The organism is Pseudomonas furukawaii, from assembly GCF_002355475.1.
Taxonomy (GTDB): Bacteria; Pseudomonadota; Gammaproteobacteria; order Pseudomonadales; family Pseudomonadaceae; genus Metapseudomonas; species Metapseudomonas furukawaii.
Genome location: NZ_AP014862.1, coordinates 1,749,727 through 1,769,363 on the forward strand (window position 1 = coordinate 1,749,727; position 19,637 = coordinate 1,769,363).

Sequence of the window (19,637 nt, forward strand, 5' to 3'; positions counted from 1 at the left end):
GCGGGCTCTCACGCCACGGCATGAGACGTTGCAACTCACCGCCCCTGTTAAGGAAGCTCTGAACCATCGTCGATGCCACGGTGATCAATGCGCCGAGTTCGACCAAGAACAAGGACGGCAAACGCGACCCGGAGATGCACCAGACCAAGAAGGGTAACCAATATTACTTCGGCAGTGCGACCTGAAAGTCGCATGGGTTTCTGTTCCGCAGGTTAACGCCCGACGGAACCGACTGTTCCACCACTCGTTCCCTACCCAGACAGGCGTGGCCGGTAACAGCCGGGTCTGAAGCTCTGGGGACAATGTAACCGCCGATATTTCGGTAGGTCGAACCGCGAGGCCAGACTGAATCTGCCAGCATCAAGGCGGAGAGGCGCTAGGGATGAACGGGTACGGCTAACACAAGTGAACCTCATATAAACGTCGTCATAATAGCCAAGCCAAAGATGCTGACAGGCTTGAACCAAAAGGTGTGCGGCCAGGCAGGGGCTCTTACCGATAGCCCCTCGTGGATGTGGTGCCGCCGGCGAAATCGAGGAGCCCGACCCGTTCGGAAATCCATGCGGAACAGGGTAAGCCCGTAGCGTTGCCGATTTCGGCAGGTGAGCTGTAAAGCAAGCTGTTGATGCTGCGGGTAAAGGAATGTGGAAAAAGCGAAGGTCACCCTGTAATGGGGTGAATACAGATTGAAACATCATCTGGCGCGAAAGCGAGCAGACTTCCACACGGTCTTCCATGGCGAGAAAACCTGATCAATCGTTGTACGGAGGAAAGCAGATGGCAGTGCTCGCACCCAATGCGCAAGCAACGGCGAGCACTGGTGCGCCTTCGAACTTCATATCGGCCTGGCCCCAACACTGGAACCAGATCGAGTCGCAAGTGAAACGACTCCAGGTCCGTATCGCCAAGGCAACACGGGAAGGTAGGTGGGGCAAGGTGCAAGCCTTGCAGCGACTGCTGACTCGCTCGTTCAGCGGCAAAATGTTGGCCGTGAAACGAGTGACGGAAAACAGAGGCAAGAGAACACCGGGCGTTGATGGCAAGATCTGGTCGACTCCGGTGGCCAAATCGACGGGAGCACAAGCGTTACAGCATCGGGGCTATCGGCCCCAACCACTGCGACGCATCTACATACCCAAAAGCAATGGCAAGCAGCGTCCGCTGGGGATTCCAACGATGCGGGATCGTGCGATGCAGGCGCTGTGGAAACTGGCACTTGAGCCGGTTGCCGAAACGCGTGCAGATCCCAACTCCTATGGATTTCGGTCGCAACGATCCACCGCCGATGCAATCGCACATTGCTTCAATGCACTGGCGAAACGTGGTTCGGCGCATTGGGTACTTGAAGGTGACATTCGAGGCTGCTTCGACAATATCAGTCACGATTGGCTGCTCGCCAATGTGCCTATGGATAAGGTGGTTCTGCGCAAATGGCTTCGAGCGGGGTATGTCGATCAGGGAGCCTTGTTCGCAACGGAGGCAGGAACCCCGCAAGGGGGGATCATCTCTCCGGTACTTGCGAATTGGACGCTGGATGGCCTGGAAGATGTCGTCCATGCAAGCGTGGCTTCGACAGCGCGCAAGCGTAAGCCATTCAAGATACACGTCGTACGATATGCCGATGACTTCATCATCACAGGGGCCACGCAAGCTGTTCTGCAACATCAGGTTCGTCCTGCAATTGAGGCGTTCCTGAAACAGCGTGGACTGGAACTCTCTGATGAAAAGACTCAGATAACGCATATCTCACAAGGCTTCGATTTTCTGGGCCAGAACGTACGCAAGTACGCCGGCAAGCTACTCATCACTCCGGCTCGCAAGAGTGTGAAGGCATTGCTGGATAAGGTGCGGGAAATCGCGAACGCAAACAAGACGGCAACTCAAGCTAACTTGATCCTGACCTTGAACCCGGTGATCCGAGGGTGGACCATGTATCATCGCCATGTTGTCGCTGCCAAGCGTTTCGCATGGATCGACCATCAGATTTGGCAAGTGCTATGGCGCTGGGCAGTTCGTCGGCACGCCATGAAAAATGCCCATTGGGTAAAACAACGCTACTTTCGTGTCGTAGGTCAACGGCACTGGGTTTTTGCCACTCAGGAGAAAGCGCGCGGCTTGAGTCAACCCGCTTGGCTGTATGCCGCCGCCAGTGTTTCGATCGTGCGGCATATCAAAATATGCAGTGCAGCGAACCCGTTCGACCCGGCATGGACGTTTTACCTTGAGCGCCGAAGAGCGCATCGTCAGGTTGCCCAGTCTTACTCAGGCTGCTGGAAGGCTTGAGCCGTATGAGGGGTGACTCTCACGTACGGTTCTTAGGGGAGGCAGGGGTGGTAACACTCCTGCTTTACCCGACTGAAGGCCCACATCGGAGTGGATGATGAGTCGGGTCTGGTACACAGCGTAGTCGGTACGCCAGCCAACGTGGCGGATGTCACTCAGGTCGACAAGTTACTGCACGGCGACGAAAACGTCGTTTGCGCCGATGCCGGCTACACCGGCGTCGAAAAGCGCTCCGAACACGAAGGCCGGGCGGTGATCTGGCAGGTCGCGGCACGCCGCAGCACTTACAAGAAGCTTGGCAAGAGCAGCCCGCTCTACAAAGCCAAGCGCAAGGTCGAGAAGGCCAAGGCGCAGGTGCGGGCCAAGGTCGAGCACCCGTTTCGGGTGATCAAGCGCCAGTTTGGTTACATCAAAGTTCGCTTTCGAGGGCTGGTGAAGAACACGGCGCAGTTGGTGACGCTGTTCGCCCTGTCGAACCTGTGGATGGCGCGCCGACATTTACTGGCGAATACAGGAGAGGTGCGCCTGTAATGCGGGAAATGGCCGCCGCGAGGTGCTCGCGGCGGCTAAAAATCCAGAAAGAATGGATGATTTGATCGTTTTTAGACGAATCGCCGTTTTTGAAATTGGCAGGGCTGAAGTCAGCCAGAAATACGTGACTACTTCAGACCATCCCTTAAGCCGCGGCACTCTGCTCGCGATGACGTCAAAAAAAAACGGGCACCCTGCGAAGCATAAGTAAGTGCCATTCAAATCTGTTCCATTTTCCTTTTAGGAGTGCCTCCCATACGTCTCATACAAAATAACCGCGAGCCATGTCGCGGTTATTCTGCCAGCTTTAGGGTCAGAAGCTGTGGGTATAGCCCAGACCGACAGTGTCCTGAGCATGCTCTACCCTTATTGGCGCGGAGGTATTAGGCAAACTGGAGTTATCCATCTTCTTCTTGAAGGAATGGTTCCAGGCAACATCCACCTTACTTGTTGGCGAGAACTGATAAGAAAACCCCGCCGAGACAAACCTAGTCGTAATGGCGGGCATTACCGACAGCAAGGTCTCAGAGCGGAGTGCCTGAGTCACGAAACGGGTGCCACCTCGCAGCGTCCACTTGCCAGTTTGGTAAGCGGCACCGAGCGACAGGGCGGTCTGATCCTTGAAATTTAGCGGCAACAGAATGTCGATATTGTCACCGGTATCCGCCACAAACCCGACATCGACGTCTTTCATGGCGTGCTTCCAGAATATCCGGGAGACGTCGGCAACAATCATCCATTGCGCATTGACCTGGTGGCTTATGCCAAGATTCAATTGCGCCGGCGTTTGAAAGTCACGTACGCTGATCCTGCCTCTGAGCGGAACCTGGCCGGCCAAGGCGTCGACTGCAGTCAGGGTTGCATCACCTTTCATGTCAGCTATATGACTCTCCATGGAATACGCGACACCCAGAACCGTATCTTTTGAGACCTTGTAGGTCAGCCCGATGCGCCCGCCAATACCCCATGCATCAGCGCCGCTGGCCACTGGATGGTTCCTGGTAAAGCTTAAATGCGCACCGCGCAAGTCAGGCAAGCCTCCGAGAACGGGTACGAGGCTACCGCTTGCCCGGCCCGATCCTATTAACGAACCAACCTGATCCGCACCCAGTAGTAGATCGAGGTTCAGGCCCTGCCACATCGCATCGAGACTTGCACCAACTGTCAGCTTGTCATTGACTTCATAGCTCGCCGCAAAGGGAATGTTCAAGGTCATCAGCCGACTCGAGTTCTCGAGTCCAGTATCAAGGCCACCGGTAGCACGGGAAAGAAAACTGCTGTTTCCATACTCCGTTCCAACCCCGCCCTGCGGAAAGATGCCTGCGCCAAGCGTCAAGGAGCCGCTGTGATAGGTATATGCCATTTGGGGGACGGCATAGGGGCCGCGATTTTTGGAGTGATCCTCAGAGTCGGCAACCTCCCCTGTATCGAGGTTCTTGATTGCAAGGTCACCAAAAGTGACATCCATGCCGAGATAGAACTGCGAACCCTCAGGCATTAGCGACAGTGTCGCCGGATTGGTCATCATGCCGGCAGCACCCACGTCAAATGCGGTTGCGGCACCACCCATCGCCCCCGACACCTGTCCAAACCCTACGAACCGAAATACGTCGGTGACCGCCAGTGCCGGCTGAGATGTGATTGCCAATACCCCCGCGGTGATCGGACCCATTAATCTGTGCTTCATTGTTTTTATCCTCAGATATCAATAAGTCTTATAATTATTTAACGAACGAGCACTTCCATCTGCCCGCTCGTCATCATTTATAGAAGAGGCAACGCTTTCTCCTTAGGCCTGCCGTAAAAAATCAATGGCTAATCGGTTAAATTCATCGGCATGCTCCCATTGCGCCCAATGGCCGCACTTGGAGAAAACGTGCAAACGCGCGTCGTCGATGTTCCAGAGCAGCTTCAAACCGTGGTCAAGGGGAACGAAGCGATCATCGCGCCCCCAGGTAATGAATGTCTTGGCCTTGATTTCTCCAAGTCTGGCAGTCACATCCCAGGTTGAAAGCGGCGCCTTTTGTGCGCTGATGAGGAAGTTCTTCAGGTGTTCCGGTTGGCGCTGAATGGCTTCCCAGCGGCCCTGTAGCAACTCCTCGGTGATGAGGGACTGGTCATACAAAAACACCTGAATCATCTGTTTCAGGTTTTCATAGGACGGTTCGGCGTACAGTTTGAACAGCAGCTTGATGCCTTCCATCGGCATTGGCGCGAACATGCTGGGGCCAAGGCCGCCGGGTCCCATGAGGATCAGTTTGCCGATGCGCTCAGGGTATTCGATAGCGAAGTTCAGCGCCGTGGCGCCCCCCATCGAGTTGCCGACCAGGTGCGCCCGGTCGATGCCCAGCGCATCCATCAGCCCTTTGACGGCACGGGCGTTGACCAGGCCGCGCTGCTCGTCCATCACCACCGCGTCCGACTTGTTGAAGCCGGGCGAATCCTTCAGGATCACCCGGTAACCGGCGTCGACAAACGGTCCGACGTTGCGGTAGTAGTTACTCCAGCCGCCAGCGCCGGGGCCCCCGCCATGCAGCATGATGACGGTTTCGCCGTTACCCGCCTCGTTGTAGTGAATATTGAAATCGGAAAAACCTTTTTCATTTATTTTCACGAACTTGCTGGTAGAACTTTCGGTGAGTGCGGTCATTTTTCATCCTTTAAGTGAGTGGAGTGGAAACTGGTCAGGCGCAGCGCTTCATGCCGCGCCGGGTTTGAAATCATGCGGCGGTCAAGGTCAACCCGCGCTCACGTGCCATGGTCATGGCGGTGTCTTCAATCATGTCTTCCTGGCCGCCGACCATGCCGCGCCGTCCCAGCTCGACCAGGATGTCGCGCGCCGGCACGCCGTACTTCGCACTGGCGCGTTTGGCAAACAGCAGAAAGCTGGAATAGACCCCGGCATAGCCCAGCGTGAGCGAGTCGCGGTCGATGCGGATGACATGGTCCATGATCGGCACCACCAGATCTTCGGCCACGTCCTGGATCTTGAACACATCGACTCCGGTTTCGATCCCCATGCGCGCGCATACGGCGATGAACACCTCCATCGGCGTGTTGCCGGCGCCGGCACCCAGGCCAGCGGCAGCGGCATCGATGCGGGTGGCCCCGGCCTCGATCGCGGCGATCGAGTTGGCGACGCCCATGGCCAGGTTGTGATGGCCGTGAAAGCCCAACTCGGTTTCGGGTTTGAGCGCGGCACGCACGGCACTCAGGCGCGCTTTCACGTCGTCAGGCAGCATGTAGCCGGCCGAGTCGGTGACGTAGATGCAGTTGGCGCCGTAGCCTTGCATCAAGAGTGCCTGGCTGACCAGCTTTTCTGGGCTGGCCATGTGCGCCATCATCAAAAAGCCCACGGTGTCCAGACCCAGCTTGCGCGATTGGGTGATGTGCTGCTCCGACACATCGGCTTCGGTGCAGTGGGTGGCCACGCGGATGGTGTTCACGCCCAGGTCCTTGGCCATCTTCAGGTGTTCGACGGTGCCGATGCCGGGCAAGAGCAGGGCACTGACCTTGGCCTGCTTCATCAACGGAATCACGGCGCCCAGGTATTCCTCGTCGCTGTGCGCCGGAAAGCCGTAGTTGACGGAGGAGCCGCCCAGGCCGTCGCCGTGGGTGACTTCGATCAGCGGGATGCCCGCGGCATCCAGGCCGCAGGCGATGGATTTCATTTGCTCCAGCGTCATCTGGTGGCGCTTGGGGTGCATGCCGTCGCGCAGCGTCATGTCGTGGACGGTGACTTTTTTGCCTTCTAGCTTCATGGTGGTTCTCCTGCGTGGTTCAGGCGTGGACGGGCTGGAGTGTCAACTGCCCGGCGAGGATTTCCTCGGCAAACATCTCGGCGGTGCGGGCCGCCGCCGCCGTCATGATGTCGAGGTTGCCGGCGTATTTGGGCAGGTAGTCGCCCAGGCCCTCGACTTCCAGGTAGACCGAGACGCGCAAGCCGTCGAAAACCGGGCCGTTGACCAGCTTGTAGCCGGGCACGTACTTCTGCACCTCTTTGATCATGGCGTGGATGGACTCGGTGATCTTGGCCTGATCGGGTTCGCTCTCCAGCAGGCAGTGCACGGTGTCGCGCATGATCAGCGGGGGCTCGGCCGGGTTGAGGATGATGATGGCCTTGCCCTTTTTGGCGCCACCGACCTTTTCGACCGCGCCGGCGGTGGTGCGGGTGAATTCGTCGATGTTCTTGCGCGTTCCGGGTCCGGCGGACTTGCTCGAGACGGTGGCGACGATTTCGCCGTAGGCCACCGGCTGGACGCGGCTCACGGCCGCGACCATGGGAATGGTGGCCTGGCCGCCGCAGGTGACCATGTTGACGTTCATCTCGCCTTTGCCGACATGTTCCTTGAGGTTGACCGTCGGCACGCAGAAGGGGCCGATGGCCGCCGGGGTCAGGTCTATCATCAGGGCGCCGAGGGCATTCACCTTGCGGCTGTTGTCAGCATGCACGTAGGCGCTGGTGGCATCGAAGACGATCTGCACGCCGTCGGCCTGCATGTGGGGAATCAACCCATCGACACCGTCAGCGGTGGTCTTGATGCCCATCTCGCGGGCGCGCTTGAGGCCGTCGGATTCGGGGTCGATGCCGACCATCCAGATGGGTTCCAATACCGGGCTGCGCTGCAGCTTGGCCAGCAGGTCGGTGCCGATGTTGCCGGGGCCGATCAGGGCGCATTTGATTTTTTTCGTCATGTGCTGAAATTTCCGGAAAAGTCAGTGAAAGCGCACCGAGCAGCCGCCGATGCCGCCGATGGTGACGCGGAAATGGTCGCCGGCCTGGGCCGGGAACATGGCGGCCAGCGCGCCGGAGAGAATCACCTCGCCGGCTTTCAGACCGATGCCCAGGCGGCCCAGGGTGTTGGCCAGCCAGGCCACGGAATTGACCGGGGAGCCCAGGGCGGCGGCGCCGGCGCCGGTGGCGATGATCTCGCCGTTTTTCTCGAGCACCATGCCGCAGGTCATCAGGTCGATCCTGCGCGGGTCGGCGGCGCTGCTACCGAGCACGAACATGCCGCAGGAGGCGTTGTCGGCCACGGTGTCCTGGATCTTGATTTTCCAGTCGCCGATGCGCGAGTCAACGATCTCGAAGCAGGGCATGACAAAGTCGGTGGCAGCCAGCACGTCGGCGTTGGTGACGCCGGGACCCATGAGGTCCTTTTTCAGGACAAAGGCGATTTCCCCTTCGGCCTTGGGCTGGATCAGGGAGGACATGGCGATGCTGCCGCCGTCGCTGACGATCATGCCGTCCAGCATGTAGCCGAAGTCGGGCTGGTAGACGCCCAGCATGTTCATCACGGCCGCGCTGGTAACGCCGATTTTCTTGCCGACGACGCGCTCGCCGGCCTGCAGACGGCGCGAGATCATCCGTTGCTGAATGTGGTAGGCGTCCTCGACGGTGATCTCTGGATGGCGGCTGGTCAACGGCTCGACCACGGTGCGCGTGCACAGCGCGCTGTAGAGCTCGTCACCCAGCGTTCCGATCAGTTCAGGGGTCATGGCGTTTCTCATTCCAGGTCGGGGCGTTCATTGCTTTGAGGCAGCTCTCCCAGGCCCGCTTCCGCGCCCCGGGAAGGCATCTTCACTCCTTGATCAAGCCTTCGGCGCGAAGCGCTGACTGTACCGCTTCACGGCCTCCAACACGGCCTTGGAAGGCCTGCAGCGAGGGCCAGGGCGAAAGATCAATGTTGACATATGCGCTCCAACCGAGCACGACGAACAGATAGATGTCGGCCACACTCAGTTGGTCGCCCAGCAGATAAGGCGCATGTTCGAGCTGTCGTGCGACCTGCCCCAGGCGGGTGTTCAGGCTCTGCCGCACGGCGTTTTTCCACTCATCGCTGGAGGCAGGGTTGAACAAGGGGCTGAAGCTCTTGTGCAGTTCGCTCGAGATGAAGTTCAGCCATTGCTGCAAGTGGTAGCGCTCGAAGCTGCCGTTGGCCGGCGCCAGCTGCTTGCCGGGGACCTGATCGGCCACGTATTGCACGATGGCCGGGCCTTCGGTCAGGGTACGGCCGTCGTCAAGCTGCAGGCAAGGCACGTACCCGGCCGGGTTGATCTCCAGGTAGTCCTGCCCGGAGGCAGTCTTCTTGCTCGCAAGATCGACCTGCACCAACTCGAAGTTCAGGCCCGCCTCGCGCAATGCAATGTGCGGTGACAGGGAGCAGGCACCAGGGCTGTAGTAAAGTTTCATGCAGGGATTCCCGTGCTATTCAGGTTGTTGTTCATGCTTTGTTGCGCGCAGCTGCTTTGTCGCGCACAGACTTGTGGCCCCACATGCTCGGACTGTCGTGCCTCACCACAACCCAGGAGCGGTCAACGGTACGGGCACTCCAGCCATACTCGACCTCTACTCCGGACGGGGTCGAGGCATAGAACGACACCATGTGGTCATTGGTGTGGCGCCCCAGCGTGGAGGTGATCAAGCCGTCCGCGTCAACCCGATCAAATGCAAAGCCGACGTCATCGAGCGAGGCGACTTCGAGCATGAAGTGATGAATGCGTTTTGGCAGCGGGAATGCCGCAATTGCCAGGGTGTGGTGGCGTTCGTTGCAGTGCAGGAAGTACACAGGAACCGTCACGTCCGGCCCCATTTTCATGTCGATGACGTCAGACAACTGGAAGCCGAGCACGTCGGTATAAAACGCCAGCGCCTTGTCCGAATCCGGAACGCAGCGCACGAAATGCCCCAGCCCTTGCTCGCCGGTCAGGAAACCCGACACGGCCGCACCAGGCAGGAACGGTTTTTCGAACACCTCGCTGGCGCCATAGTAAATTTCCAACGGCAGGCCAAACGGGTCGGCAAAGGTGATCAATCCGGTCACCCCGCGGCGCCTGGCCAATGAGGCATCGCCGGTGGTGACTGCGATACCGGCCTGTTTGAGCTTGTCAGCCATCTGCGCCAGCCCTGCCGCATCGGCCACCTCGTAGCCGGCAAAGGCCAGATCGTCAACCTCGCCCTGCTGAACGGCGATCCGCCAGGCTCTCGAATCGATGCGGAACAGGTCGCCGTTGTCGGTCGTGCCCGCTTCCATCAAGCCCAGTTTCTGCGTCAGAAACGAACGCCAAGCAGCTACGTCGCTGACCGCAAACCCCATGTATCCCAAACTTCTGATGCTCATTACTGTCTCCTTCGTCGATGCTTAGGGATGGATATTCAGCTGTTCGAGCAAGTCATTACCTCCGGCACCCGAGAAGAATCCACGAACGCCCAAGCCACCGTCGTAGTTCAGCAAGGCCCCGGTCGCAGGCGCCGCATCGCCTCGGGTGGCAAAAAACACATAGGCCCCGGTGTACTCTTCGACCTCGGGCATGCGACCAATCGGCAGCACCGACTTCAGCATGTCGGCCAGCGGTACGGTCGAAATCGCCTTGCTGCCCATTCCCAGCGAGGAAGGACCTCTCATATCGCTATTGATGCCGCCCGGCCCCACGCCGTTGACGCGCACGTATGGCGCCAGCTCGAACGCCAGTTCACGCACCAGGCCCACGATGGCGTGCTTGGCTGCGGTGTAAAGAGGGCCGCCGCCATTGGGATAGAAGCCCGCATTGGAGATCGTGAAGATCACGTTGCCACGGCTGGCGACCAGGGCCGGCAGGCAGGCCTTCACTGCATGGATATAACCCTTGACATTGATGTGAAAGACCTCATCGAACGCGGCATCGAGGCTCTCTTCGGGCAGGTCGACCAAGGCCGTCGAGTAATCCCAGATGCCTGCATTGGGAATCAAGGTGTCGATTTTCCCGAACCTGGCCACGCAGCGGCTGGCAGCCTGTTTCTGGTCTTCCAGTGAACGCACATCGCCGACGATGCCGAGCACGTTGTCGCCATGATCGGTTTCCAGCTCTGCAAGGCGCTCTGCCGACTTGTCGAGCACCGCCACTTTGGCGCCTTCGGCCACGAATCGGTCCACGAGCGCGCGCCCTAATCCGGAGGCGCCCCCCGTGATCAGTACCGCTTCACCTTTCAGTTTCATTTTTCCAATCCCCTTTATTGTTAAAGCGATTCGCCGGTCATGCGCATCAATTCGGTTTGGCTTTGAGTAAATCCCGCAGGTTCGAGCCGACGTCCTGCAGTTGCTCGGCGGAAACAGAAACCCGGGTGCCGACCAGTCGGGTCGCCACAGAAAATTCCCTGGTGGCATTGATCGCCGTCGCGGCCTCGACGCAGCCATCAAGCAGCCTGAGCAACACGATTGGCTGGCCGCTCTGGGCGTCGCCGCGTACGACGATCTCGCCGGGCCCTTCGGCATCGCCAATCATCTGGATGCGGTGGCCTGCAATCTCCGTCCACGAGGTCGGCACCTGGGGCGCCGGCACGGGCTGACTCAACATGGCGCTGGCCGCGATTTCGGCCTCCATCTGGCTGTTCAGGTAGGTCTCCAGCGAGCGCTGGCCCCCTTGACGCAGCGGCCAGGCGGCGACGTCACCGGCGGCGAACACCTCTGGACACGAGGTGGCGCCGGTGGCGTCGACCAGCACGCCGCGCGCGCAGGCGATGCCAGCGGCACGGGCCAGCTCGTCCGCCGGCTCGGCGCCAATGCTGACCAAGACCACATCGGCGGGCACCCGGCGCCCGTCGGCGCAGATCACGGCGCGCACCTGCCCCTGGCCTTCGAAGCGCGCGGCCTGTGCATTGCGCTCCACGCGGACACCCATGCGTTCCAGTTCGGCCCGACACCATGCCCCGGTCCGGTGACCCAGCACGCGCACCAGCAACTCGTCGCCGGCTTCCAGAATCGTGACATGGACACTCAGCTTGCGGGCGGTGGTCGCCACCTCGCAACCGATCAGGCCTCCGCCGACGATGACCAGCGACTGGCCCGGTTGCAGCGCCTGCCGCAGCGCCTGGCTGTCGGCGAGGTCTCGCAAGGTATGGATGCCTGCCAGGTCGCCACCCCGAATCGCCATGCGCCGGGCGCGCGCGCCGGTGGCCAGCAGCAGCCGGTCGTAGGCCAGCGGGGCGCCCGATTCAAACTGAATCTGGCGGTTGGCCAGATCCAGGCAACTCACCCGTCGCCCGAGCTGGACATCCACATGGGCCGATGCGTACCAGGCGCTGTCCAGGATTGCAGGCGGCTCGGGCTGCTCGCCCGCCAGCACCGTCTTGGACAGCGTGGTCCGGTCATAGGCCTGATGCGACTCATCCCCGAGCAGGTGGATGCGCCCCTCGTATCCCTGGGCGCGCAGTGCGCGCGCAGCCGTCGAACCGGCCAGGCCGGCGCCGATGATGGCGATGGTGTCGATCATGGCGCCAGATACCCGGCTTCGAAGTCGACCAGCACGTCATTGTCTTCGATGCGGATCGGAAATATCTTCAGTGCCTCACAGGGCGGCGGTGATTTGACCTTGCCCGTGCGAACGCAAAACTTCCCCATGTGCAGTGAGCATTCCACCACGTCACCTTCAAGATAGCCGCCATCGGACAGGGACCAGTCGCCGTGGGTGCAGCGGTCCTGTGTTGCGAACAGCTCGCCATCCACATTGAAAATCGCGACGGAGGTGCCTCCACTTTCGACCTTCAGGGCTTCGCCTTCGGGCACATCTCTTCGATCACAAACTCTGGTAAATTTCATAACGCTTCTTGTAATTAGTTAAAAGGGTTAAATCGCCTGGGGCGAACAGTCACTGTTGGTGGCTGAAGAGTAATTCAAAGTGTCCTCAGCGATTTCGACGCCAGGGCACGCCAGGCATGCAGGCCCCAGCCAATCCACAGCACATGGATCACCAGCGTGACAAGCCCGAACCACAAGGCTTCGTGGCTCCACACGATGCTGTAAAAATCCCAGAGACCATCGACCACTTCCGTTGCGATGACCACTGGAATAACGGCCCGATAACGGCCCGGATCGCGGGCGCCCCACAAAGCGACGGCCCCGATGGCGCCCAACTGGAGACCGACCACCGCCCAGGCATCCTGCAGCAGGGTGAAAATCGGCGCACCCACGTGCAGTTCTACGCCTGGATACATCCTGCCAAACAAGCCCAACGTGCTGAAGGGAAGCGTGCCAATGAGGTTGATGATGTAGAAGACGCCGATGGCGATCAAAAACAGTCTTGCATTTTTCATGGCAGCATCCTCATTGAGGCCGGTTCAGCGTGCTGGGCTAGAAGAACATGCTCAGGTTGTTCGACAGCAAGGTACTGGCGTCGAGCAGGATGGTGCGCTTGGCGATGCTGAAACCAAGGTTGTTGTCGGCGCGGCGCAGCACGTCCCGGCGTTCGCCCGCGAAGATGTCGACCTGGCGCTCAAGCCGATTGCGGTACAGGATGAATGCGGAATTGACCTCGAAGGTATCCGGCGTGGCCGTCTCCTTGACGATGACGTTGGAGACCAGGTGGCGCGTGCGGGAAGGCGGGTTCTCCGCCCAGCCCACGTCCGAGGTCACCTTGCGGATGCGCCCGTACATGGTTTCATGGGTTTCATCGAAATGGGCAACATCCTGGTCGCCGGAATATTCCAGCTCGCCCTCCCGGATCATGCGATTGGTGCGCAGCGGCATGAAGTAGTGGATATCTTTGTCCAGCAGGGCAAACCAGGCCTCGTAGGCCCGGTGGTCAAGCAACTGCGCTTCGCGGTAGTAGAACTGCTCGATCTCGTTCTGCAACTCAAGGCCAGCCGCCTTGCTTGGCCATTCAAATGTTTTGAAAAAATGCGGGGATGGATTTGTCATAACAGTTATCTCCAAGTAAATATCAGGGGACGGAACCTCGGCGCGCCGTCTGCACATGCACGTCCAGCCCACCATGTTGAATTCTTCCGGTTGACAGATCTAACGATTGCGTCTTGATCAGGGCTTGAGCGTGGCCCAGCTGGGCTCGGACATCATGCGCATCCAGTGGTGATACATACCCCGCGCCGCTTCTTCGGCGTAGACGTAGCCGACGTTGCCAGGAAAATCAGGGTGACCGGTCTGCGACCGACCCAGGCCCATCTGGGCATTGAGCGGCTGGCTCTTGGCCTTGTACCCACGTAGCCCCTTCTGGATCTCCACCCAGTTCTCGCCATCGTCCTGCTCAAACACGCCGCCTGCGGAGAAGGTGCGGATGTTGTGCCGGCGATATTCTTCCTTGATCTCGGCCGGGGCATCGGCATCGACCAAGGTGAAGGCCCACACTTCGATTTCGTTGGGGCCGCGCGGGTGCCAGGTCCGGATGGTGTTGATGGCCGGGAGGAACGAGCAGGTCGGGAAGACGCTCATGTGCTGGCCGAACATGCGTCGAACCGGCATGGTGTGGCCCAGTCGCTGTTCTGCCAGGTCGGCAGCCGGACCTTCGGTCCAGTACTGGGTGACCTTGGGCCCCATCACCGCCATGAGCATGCCCGGCTCGTCGACGAACCAGCCCGAGCCGTGCCCGCCCCAGCCGGCCCGGAACTGGTTGCCCTTGGTGGGCACCTGTGCATGCGACAGGTCCATTTCCGGCGGCATGCCCGCCAGGATGCCGGACAGGTGCGACATGGTGCCGGCGTGGTACATGTCACTGCAGAACTGCTCGGCGGCAAACTTCCAGTTGCACGGAATCACCCACTTCTGCATGCCGCCGATGGCCACAGTCCCGGCCGGCGTGCGATCCAGCATGACGTCCATATAGGGGCGGGCGTCACCGAGGTAGGTCTCCAGGTCTGGCGCCTGCACATCCCAGTTGGCAAAGACCAGGCCCTTGTAGGTTGCCACGCGTGCCTGGAGCGGGCCCCATTCGGCCTTGTCAAAGCCGCAGTCGCCTTCTTTCTTGTCGCAAAAGGCTTCCTTCTCGAACGGCACGTTCACCAGCTTGCCGGCGATGTCGTAGGCCCAGCCGTGATAGCTGCAGGTGAAAGCCTTGGCGTTGCCGGCGTCCGAGCGGCAGATACGCATGCCGCGGTGCCGGCACTGGTTCAGGAACACCTTGATGCTCTTGTCTTTCTGTCGCACCATAACCACCGGATCTTCGCCCATGTAAGTGGCCAGGAAGTCCCCGGTTTCAGGCACATGACTCTCGTGCCCAAGTAACAGCCAAGAGCGACCAAAAACCCGCTCAAGCTCCAGCTCATAAAGACTCTGATCGGCGTAGATGCGTGGATCAAGCAGCCCTTTTTCCTGATCGACCAACCCCCGGATCGCCTCCGGCGTCCAATTGGTAACCCACTTCACAGGGGCTCCCTGCACTTCTTTGATTGATGAGCTCATGATTCAACGTCTCCTTTGAAATGCCCTTAGTAGGGCGAAAAAATGCCGACCGCATCCATCACGACGAAAACAAACACGTGGGATGTTGGCGTCACCTCAACAAACCGAATTCCCGAACCACCGAAATTGATGATTCGATGTGCTCCGCCATCAACGCAGCACAGCGCTCGGCATCTCGCGCGAGCGCGCTGTCGCGAAGTGCTAGATGCTCCTCATGTACGTTTCTGGTAGGCGGGTTGTGCATAGCAGTCAATCGGCGGTAGCGCTCCATATGCACATACAGGATGGACAGGAACCGCCGGATCCAGACGGACGAACAGGCAGAGATAAGAGCTTCGTGAAAACCGCGGTTGACTGGCTCCCACTCATTAAACCAGCGAGCCGGATCCCGCATCGTGGGCTCTTCAATCAATGACAGTCGGTGAAACGAACTGACGATCCGCGCCTCCCATTCAGCGTCACCATTCAGCACGCTTTGGCGTAACGCTTCGCTCTCGAGCGCGATCCGCGTGGCGGCCAAATCACGCATGTCACCCAGGGACATTGGGGTCACATGGAACCCACGCTGGGCCTGTGTCTGCACCAGGTTTTCGGCTACTAGCAGAGAAAGCGCCTCCCGCATGGTTCCGCCGCTGACCTCATAGCGCGACTTGAGATCTTCAACGCCGAGTCTGGAGCCCGCAGCGAGTCGCCCCTCCACGATGTCTGCTCGCAAACGCTGAAACGTCACCTCAATCAGGCTGCGCATCTTCGCGCGAGGCACCGTCGATGCATCCGAAAATGACTTTTCGCCTGCCATCGCAACGCCGCTTGGAGTTCTCGTATTCATTGCATTTCACACATGCTCGTTAAAGAAAAATTTCAGCACTTTCGGAATCAGGATCCGGGAGAAAGCGGCTTCAAAAATGTCGATAATCGATATTTATATTTATCGGGTTAACTTAGATGAGCTTGACGTCGCCTGTCAATCACTTCACGCGAAAGCGGGCAGACCTCCTCATGGTGGTCCGTGCAGGATCCGTGCGCCTGTAATATAAATGGCTGACGCGAGGTGCTCGCGTTGGCTAAAAGCGCAGGGAAGAGCAAGGTGATCAGATCGTTTTTGATCGATTTACCGCTTTCAAAATCGGCAGGGGCTGAGGTCGGACCGGAAATACAGGGCTATCCAGACCATCCCTTACCGGCCCGTTGTTTGACTACACGACCCCGACCCGCAGCGGGGTCCATTCGCTTTCCTTCACCGCTGTGCTCACGGCCATGACGAGCTTGTCGAGATTGCTGGCAGTCACGCCCTCCAGTGCCGAGCGCCCCCGCAGCATCGAGCGCGGCTGCAGCAGTGCATGGTAGATCTGCCAAGGGTCCGCACCCCTGGTCAGCTTCAGGACAGACTGGATCATCTCGTGCTTGAGTGGGTCGAGGTGCCAGTCCGGCACGCGCTGGCCGCGGTTGCCCACGTTCAACGCCAGCAAGTTGCCCGCCTGGATCTCGTAGCTGATCCACCTGCGGGATTTGCCCGCCATCTTGGCAAACGCAGCGACGGGAAGGTTGTGCGGCGCTTCGAAGACATCGAACAAATCCATTCTCTCGCGCTGAATGTCCGAAGGCACCAGCGGTGCGGCCGATCGCTGGGGCGGCATTGCCGGCAGCCGATGTGCGGCGGCAGAAACCAACGGCATGGCGTCACCCGGCTTCGTCACGAGCAGGCTTGGCGAAGCGGCAACCGGCGTAGAGGGCGCGCTTGCGGTTTGCTCAGTGGGGAATGCGGGCACGCCTTCCAGATGCACGGTGAGCGGCATGCTGGCCGCCTCGACCTGGTTCTGCTCGAAGAGGTCGAGGCGATCGGCCCAGTCCTGCATCATGCGTCGACGCTGCTCCACGTACGCGGCATGATTGTAGGTCGCGCTGACCTTGTTGGGATCGACATGCGAAAGCTGTGCATCCACCCAGACTTTCGGGTAGCCGATCTCGTTGAGCGCAGTGGACATCGTGCCACGGATACCATGTCCGGTCAGGCGTTCCTGATAGCCCATGCGTTTGAGCGCACCATTGAGCGTGTTCTCGCTGATGCGCTTCTTCAGGTCGCTGTCGTGCCGGAACAGGTAGCGCTGGGCCGGCTTGAACTCATCGAGCAGGTGCCGGACGATCTCCATGGCCTGAATCGACAGCGGCACGATGTAGGGCGGGATGTCCTTCGGCTGCTGCCGCTTCTTGCGCATATCCACCTGGAGTTGCTTCACGACGTCGGGCGGGATGATCCACAGCCCTCGGTCCAGATCGAATTGATCCGGCATCGCCTGCCGCAGCTCTCCGGTTCGCACGCCGGTCAGCAGCAATAGCCGCAGCCCGAGCTGGGTCTGCCGCCGGCCGCGATAGCTGCGCAGCCGCTGCAACAGCCTTGGCAGCTCGGCCATGCGCAGGAACGGGTTGTGGTTGACGGGTGGCAGCGGCAGCGCCACCACATCGAGATCGAAGGCGGGGTTCTGCTCCAGGCCCGGCACGATCACCAGCGCGTAGCGGAACAGTTGGTTGAACCACGTCCTGACTTTCTCGGCGACGGAGAGCGCCCTGCGCTTCTCGATCCTGGCGATCACCTCCAGGAGGTCGGGCCGCTTGATCTCATAGATCGACTGCTTGCCCAAGGTCGGCAGCACATCCTTGTCGAAGATGCGCGGAAGGATCGAGAGAGTCGTCTGCCGGCCTTCCTTGAGGCTGAGCCCGCGATGCTTGAGCCACTTGCGATACACCGCCTCGAAGGTGTTTTCGTCGGCGAGCCGGACAGCGGTGCGCTTCTGCTTGCGGTGATCGCGAGGATTGGTGCCTTTGGCCAGCAGGGCGCGCGCTTCATCGCGCAGGCTGCGGGCCTCGCGAAGCGTCACCTCCGGGTAGGTGCCGAGCGACATCCGCTTCTGCTTGCCCGCCCAGTAGTAGCGGAAGTGCCAAGTCCTGCCACCGGCAGCGGTGACGGCCAGGGAGAGGCCATCCAGGTCAGGGAGGGTGTATGCCTTGCCAGTCGCCTTGGCCTGTCGAACGGCCAGGTCTGAGAGTGCCATGCTCTTGCTCCGAACATGAGTCAGGAACCAGATGCTGGTCACGTCGACCTCGCCTCTCCATCAACAATCCGGAATCAGCCGCGCCCGCAAAAATGGACTTGTTTGTGGACTTAAAAGTCCCGGCTGTAGGCGGATCGCAGTGGACCACAGCAGAACGTCAAAGAGAGAAAAAGCCTTTGTGTGGCAACGACTTGCAGACTCTCTTGGACTTCTGCGGAAGTCCGCAGAATGATGCAGTGGAGCGGGCGAAGGGAATCGAACCCTCGTCATGAGCTTGGGAAGCTCAGGTAATGCCATTATACGACGCCCGCGGAGGGTGCTCTTTTTACCAGAAGCTGCAGGCGAGGTGAAGCCCGGGGCAGGTCAAGTGACTGAAAATACTTGAATCTGCCCGGGTGACCCGGCGCTCAAACGGCGACGGCCTGGTAGTCGGCCGCCAGGGGGCGGGCCAGGGGCTTGGTGGCCGGGTTCTTTTTCAGGAAACCCACTATGGCGTCCTGGGTCTGCCGCCAGCCGTCCTTGTGCTCGACGTCGACGAAGTGGCCGGCGTTGTCGATGGTGATGAACTGGCAGTCCCGTACGTGCTTGGCGAAGTGGCGGGCGTCCTCGGCGGAGGTGTACTCGTCGTTCTCGCCGTTGATGAACAGCATGGGGATGTCGACGTTGGCCAGGCAATCCACGTAGCAGCGCGAATCCATGTTCAGCACCTGGCGGACGTGGAAGTGCATCTGCAGGTACTCGTGCTCGTCCAGGCTGCTGCAGTGCTTGTGGTTGAAGCGCTGGTACAGGCCCGGCAGGTACTTGCCGATGGTGCCGTTCACCAGGTCGCCGACGGCGTTGCGGTCCACGGCCGCGAGGCACTCCAGGCCACGGGTGAGGTAATCCATCATCGGCGCGTTGAGGATGGGCGAGAAGGAGGTGATGACGGCCTTCTTGATCCGGGCCGGGCACTGGGCCAGGGCCAGCAGGGCGGAGACGCTGCCCCAGGAGAAGGACATCAGGTAGTCCACCCGGAAATGCTCGATCAGGTGGAGGAGGATGTCCGCCTCGGTTTCCTTGCTGATGAAGCGGCTGTTGTCGTTATGCGGCTTGGACTGGCCCGCATAGGGCTCGTCGAAGAGCACCACGTTGAAGTGCGGTTGCAGGTATTTCACTGTCTGCGCGAACGAGGCGGTCGTCGACAAGGAGCCGTTGACCAGGATGATGGTCTCCCTGGCTTCAGGATTGCGGTAGAACTCCGTGTGAACCTTGTACTGGCTGTGAATCTCGACGATGGCAGTTTCCGGCCTCATGTCGTTTCCTCCTGGCGCAGATGGGTCATGCGAACCCTCTCGACCGCGTGGTTCGCTGTAAGTCGTGGCAGTAGGAAAGCGCCTTTCGATGACAATCCAATGTCAGGCGGAGATTTTTAAAAATCTTTATATTTCAAGCGGTTAGTTCGAGAAAAGACGGCGTGTTCCGACGCTTTGGCGGGCGTCGGAAGGGTGTCTTCTAACCAGGCAGGGAACCTACGAGTGCATAGCACAAGGGACCGCAGGAACGCTTAGATGGTCGGCGTGACTCTTGGGTCACGCTCTGACCTTGTGTCCGATTTAAGCAGGGCCTC

The 19,637-nt window shown here is 59.8% G+C and carries 17 protein-coding genes, 1 tRNA gene and 2 pseudogenes; 3 read left to right on the forward strand and 17 right to left on the reverse strand.

The genetic code is table 11. The features are described 5' to 3' along the window. Positions 1-62: 62 nt before the first annotated feature. The 3 genes and pseudogenes from KF707C_RS08200 to KF707C_RS08210 form a co-directional block, all read left to right on the forward strand. A pseudogene (locus KF707C_RS08200) lies at positions 63-173 on the forward strand (IS5/IS1182 family transposase); the annotation flags it as partial. Between the two features lie 604 nt (positions 174-777). After that, positions 778-2,283, forward strand: coding sequence for a group II intron reverse transcriptase/maturase (gene ltrA / locus KF707C_RS08205; RefSeq protein ID WP_003450970.1), 1,506 nt, complete (start codon positions 778-780; stop codon positions 2,281-2,283). A 72-nt stretch (positions 2,284-2,355) separates the two neighbouring features. Further along, positions 2,356-2,814, forward strand: a pseudogene (locus tag KF707C_RS08210) (IS5-like element ISAch1 family transposase); the annotation flags it as partial. A gap of 313 nt (positions 2,815-3,127) precedes the next feature. Here KF707C_RS08210 and KF707C_RS08220 read toward each other — a convergent pair. The 17 genes from KF707C_RS08220 to KF707C_RS08300 all read right to left on the reverse strand — a co-directional run bounded on the left by KF707C_RS08220 (position 3,128) and on the right by KF707C_RS08300 (position 19,323). Further along, positions 3,128-4,501 (reverse strand): OmpP1/FadL family transporter, encoded by a 1,374-nt coding sequence (locus KF707C_RS08220; RefSeq protein ID WP_003450972.1) that lies wholly within the window; start codon positions 4,499-4,501, stop codon positions 3,128-3,130. Between the two features lie 102 nt (positions 4,502-4,603). Beyond that, entirely contained in the window at positions 4,604-5,464 is an 861-nt protein-coding gene (bphD, locus tag KF707C_RS08225) for a 2-hydroxy-6-oxo-6-phenylhexa-2,4-dienoate hydrolase (protein WP_003450973.1), read from the reverse strand. Positions 5,465-5,534: 70 nt separating this feature from the next. Further along, positions 5,535-6,575, reverse strand: coding sequence for a 4-hydroxy-2-oxovalerate aldolase BphI (bphI, locus tag KF707C_RS08230; RefSeq protein ID WP_003450974.1), 1,041 nt, complete (start codon positions 6,573-6,575; stop codon positions 5,535-5,537). A gap of 19 nt (positions 6,576-6,594) precedes the next feature. Further along, positions 6,595-7,509 (reverse strand): acetaldehyde dehydrogenase BphJ, encoded by a 915-nt coding sequence (gene bphJ, locus KF707C_RS08235; protein WP_003450975.1) that lies wholly within the window; start codon positions 7,507-7,509, stop codon positions 6,595-6,597. A 21-nt stretch (positions 7,510-7,530) separates the two neighbouring features. Further along, positions 7,531-8,313 carry a 2-oxopent-4-enoate hydratase gene (dmpE, locus tag KF707C_RS08240; protein WP_003450985.1) on the reverse strand — a complete coding sequence of 261 codons (783 nt, stop codon included), beginning with the start codon at positions 8,311-8,313 and terminating at the stop codon, positions 7,531-7,533. 82 nt (positions 8,314-8,395) lie between these two features. Continuing rightward, on the reverse strand, positions 8,396-9,007 hold the full coding sequence (gstA, locus tag KF707C_RS08245) for a glutathione transferase GstA (protein WP_003450988.1): 612 nt from the start codon (positions 9,005-9,007) through the stop codon (positions 8,396-8,398). 31 nt (positions 9,008-9,038) lie between these two features. Then, a complete protein-coding gene (bphC, locus tag KF707C_RS08250; RefSeq protein ID WP_029380758.1) occupies positions 9,039-9,935 on the reverse strand; it encodes a biphenyl-2,3-diol 1,2-dioxygenase in 897 nt (298 codons plus the stop codon). A 21-nt stretch (positions 9,936-9,956) separates the two neighbouring features. Beyond that, positions 9,957-10,790 carry a cis-2,3-dihydrobiphenyl-2,3-diol dehydrogenase gene (gene bphB / locus KF707C_RS08255; RefSeq protein ID WP_036992465.1) on the reverse strand — a complete coding sequence of 278 codons (834 nt, stop codon included), beginning with the start codon at positions 10,788-10,790 and terminating at the stop codon, positions 9,957-9,959. A 46-nt stretch (positions 10,791-10,836) separates the two neighbouring features. Then, positions 10,837-12,063: an NAD(P)/FAD-dependent oxidoreductase gene (locus tag KF707C_RS08260; RefSeq protein ID WP_003450997.1), complete on the reverse strand. Its 1,227-nt coding sequence runs from the start codon at positions 12,061-12,063 to the stop codon at positions 10,837-10,839. Beyond that, positions 12,060-12,389, reverse strand: a complete 330-nt coding sequence (locus KF707C_RS08265; protein ID WP_011494297.1) for a non-heme iron oxygenase ferredoxin subunit — start codon at positions 12,387-12,389, stop codon at positions 12,060-12,062. The genes KF707C_RS08260 and KF707C_RS08265 overlap by 4 nt, the downstream gene beginning before the upstream one ends. A 74-nt stretch (positions 12,390-12,463) precedes the next feature. Next, positions 12,464-12,883, reverse strand: coding sequence for a BphX family protein (locus tag KF707C_RS08270; protein WP_003451002.1), 420 nt, complete (start codon positions 12,881-12,883; stop codon positions 12,464-12,466). A gap of 37 nt (positions 12,884-12,920) precedes the next feature. Further along, positions 12,921-13,562 (reverse strand): aromatic-ring-hydroxylating dioxygenase subunit beta, encoded by a 642-nt coding sequence (locus tag KF707C_RS08275; RefSeq protein ID WP_269148407.1) that lies wholly within the window; start codon positions 13,560-13,562, stop codon positions 12,921-12,923. Positions 13,563-13,604: 42 nt separating this feature from the next. After that, positions 13,605-14,981, reverse strand: coding sequence for an aromatic ring-hydroxylating dioxygenase subunit alpha (locus KF707C_RS08280; RefSeq protein WP_036992472.1), 1,377 nt, complete (start codon positions 14,979-14,981; stop codon positions 13,605-13,607). A 91-nt stretch (positions 14,982-15,072) separates the two neighbouring features. After that, positions 15,073-15,810 carry a GntR family transcriptional regulator gene (locus KF707C_RS08285; RefSeq protein WP_036992482.1) on the reverse strand — a complete coding sequence of 246 codons (738 nt, stop codon included), beginning with the start codon at positions 15,808-15,810 and terminating at the stop codon, positions 15,073-15,075. Between the two features lie 367 nt (positions 15,811-16,177). Further along, positions 16,178-18,031, reverse strand: a complete 1,854-nt coding sequence (locus KF707C_RS08290; protein ID WP_036992510.1) for a tyrosine-type recombinase/integrase — start codon at positions 18,029-18,031, stop codon at positions 16,178-16,180. 237 nt (positions 18,032-18,268) lie between these two features. Continuing rightward, positions 18,269-18,342: transfer RNA gene (locus KF707C_RS08295), tRNA-Gly, on the reverse strand. A gap of 96 nt (positions 18,343-18,438) precedes the next feature. Further along, entirely contained in the window at positions 18,439-19,323 is an 885-nt protein-coding gene (locus tag KF707C_RS08300; RefSeq protein ID WP_003451007.1) for an alpha/beta fold hydrolase, read from the reverse strand. Positions 19,324-19,637: the final 314 nt, after the last annotated feature.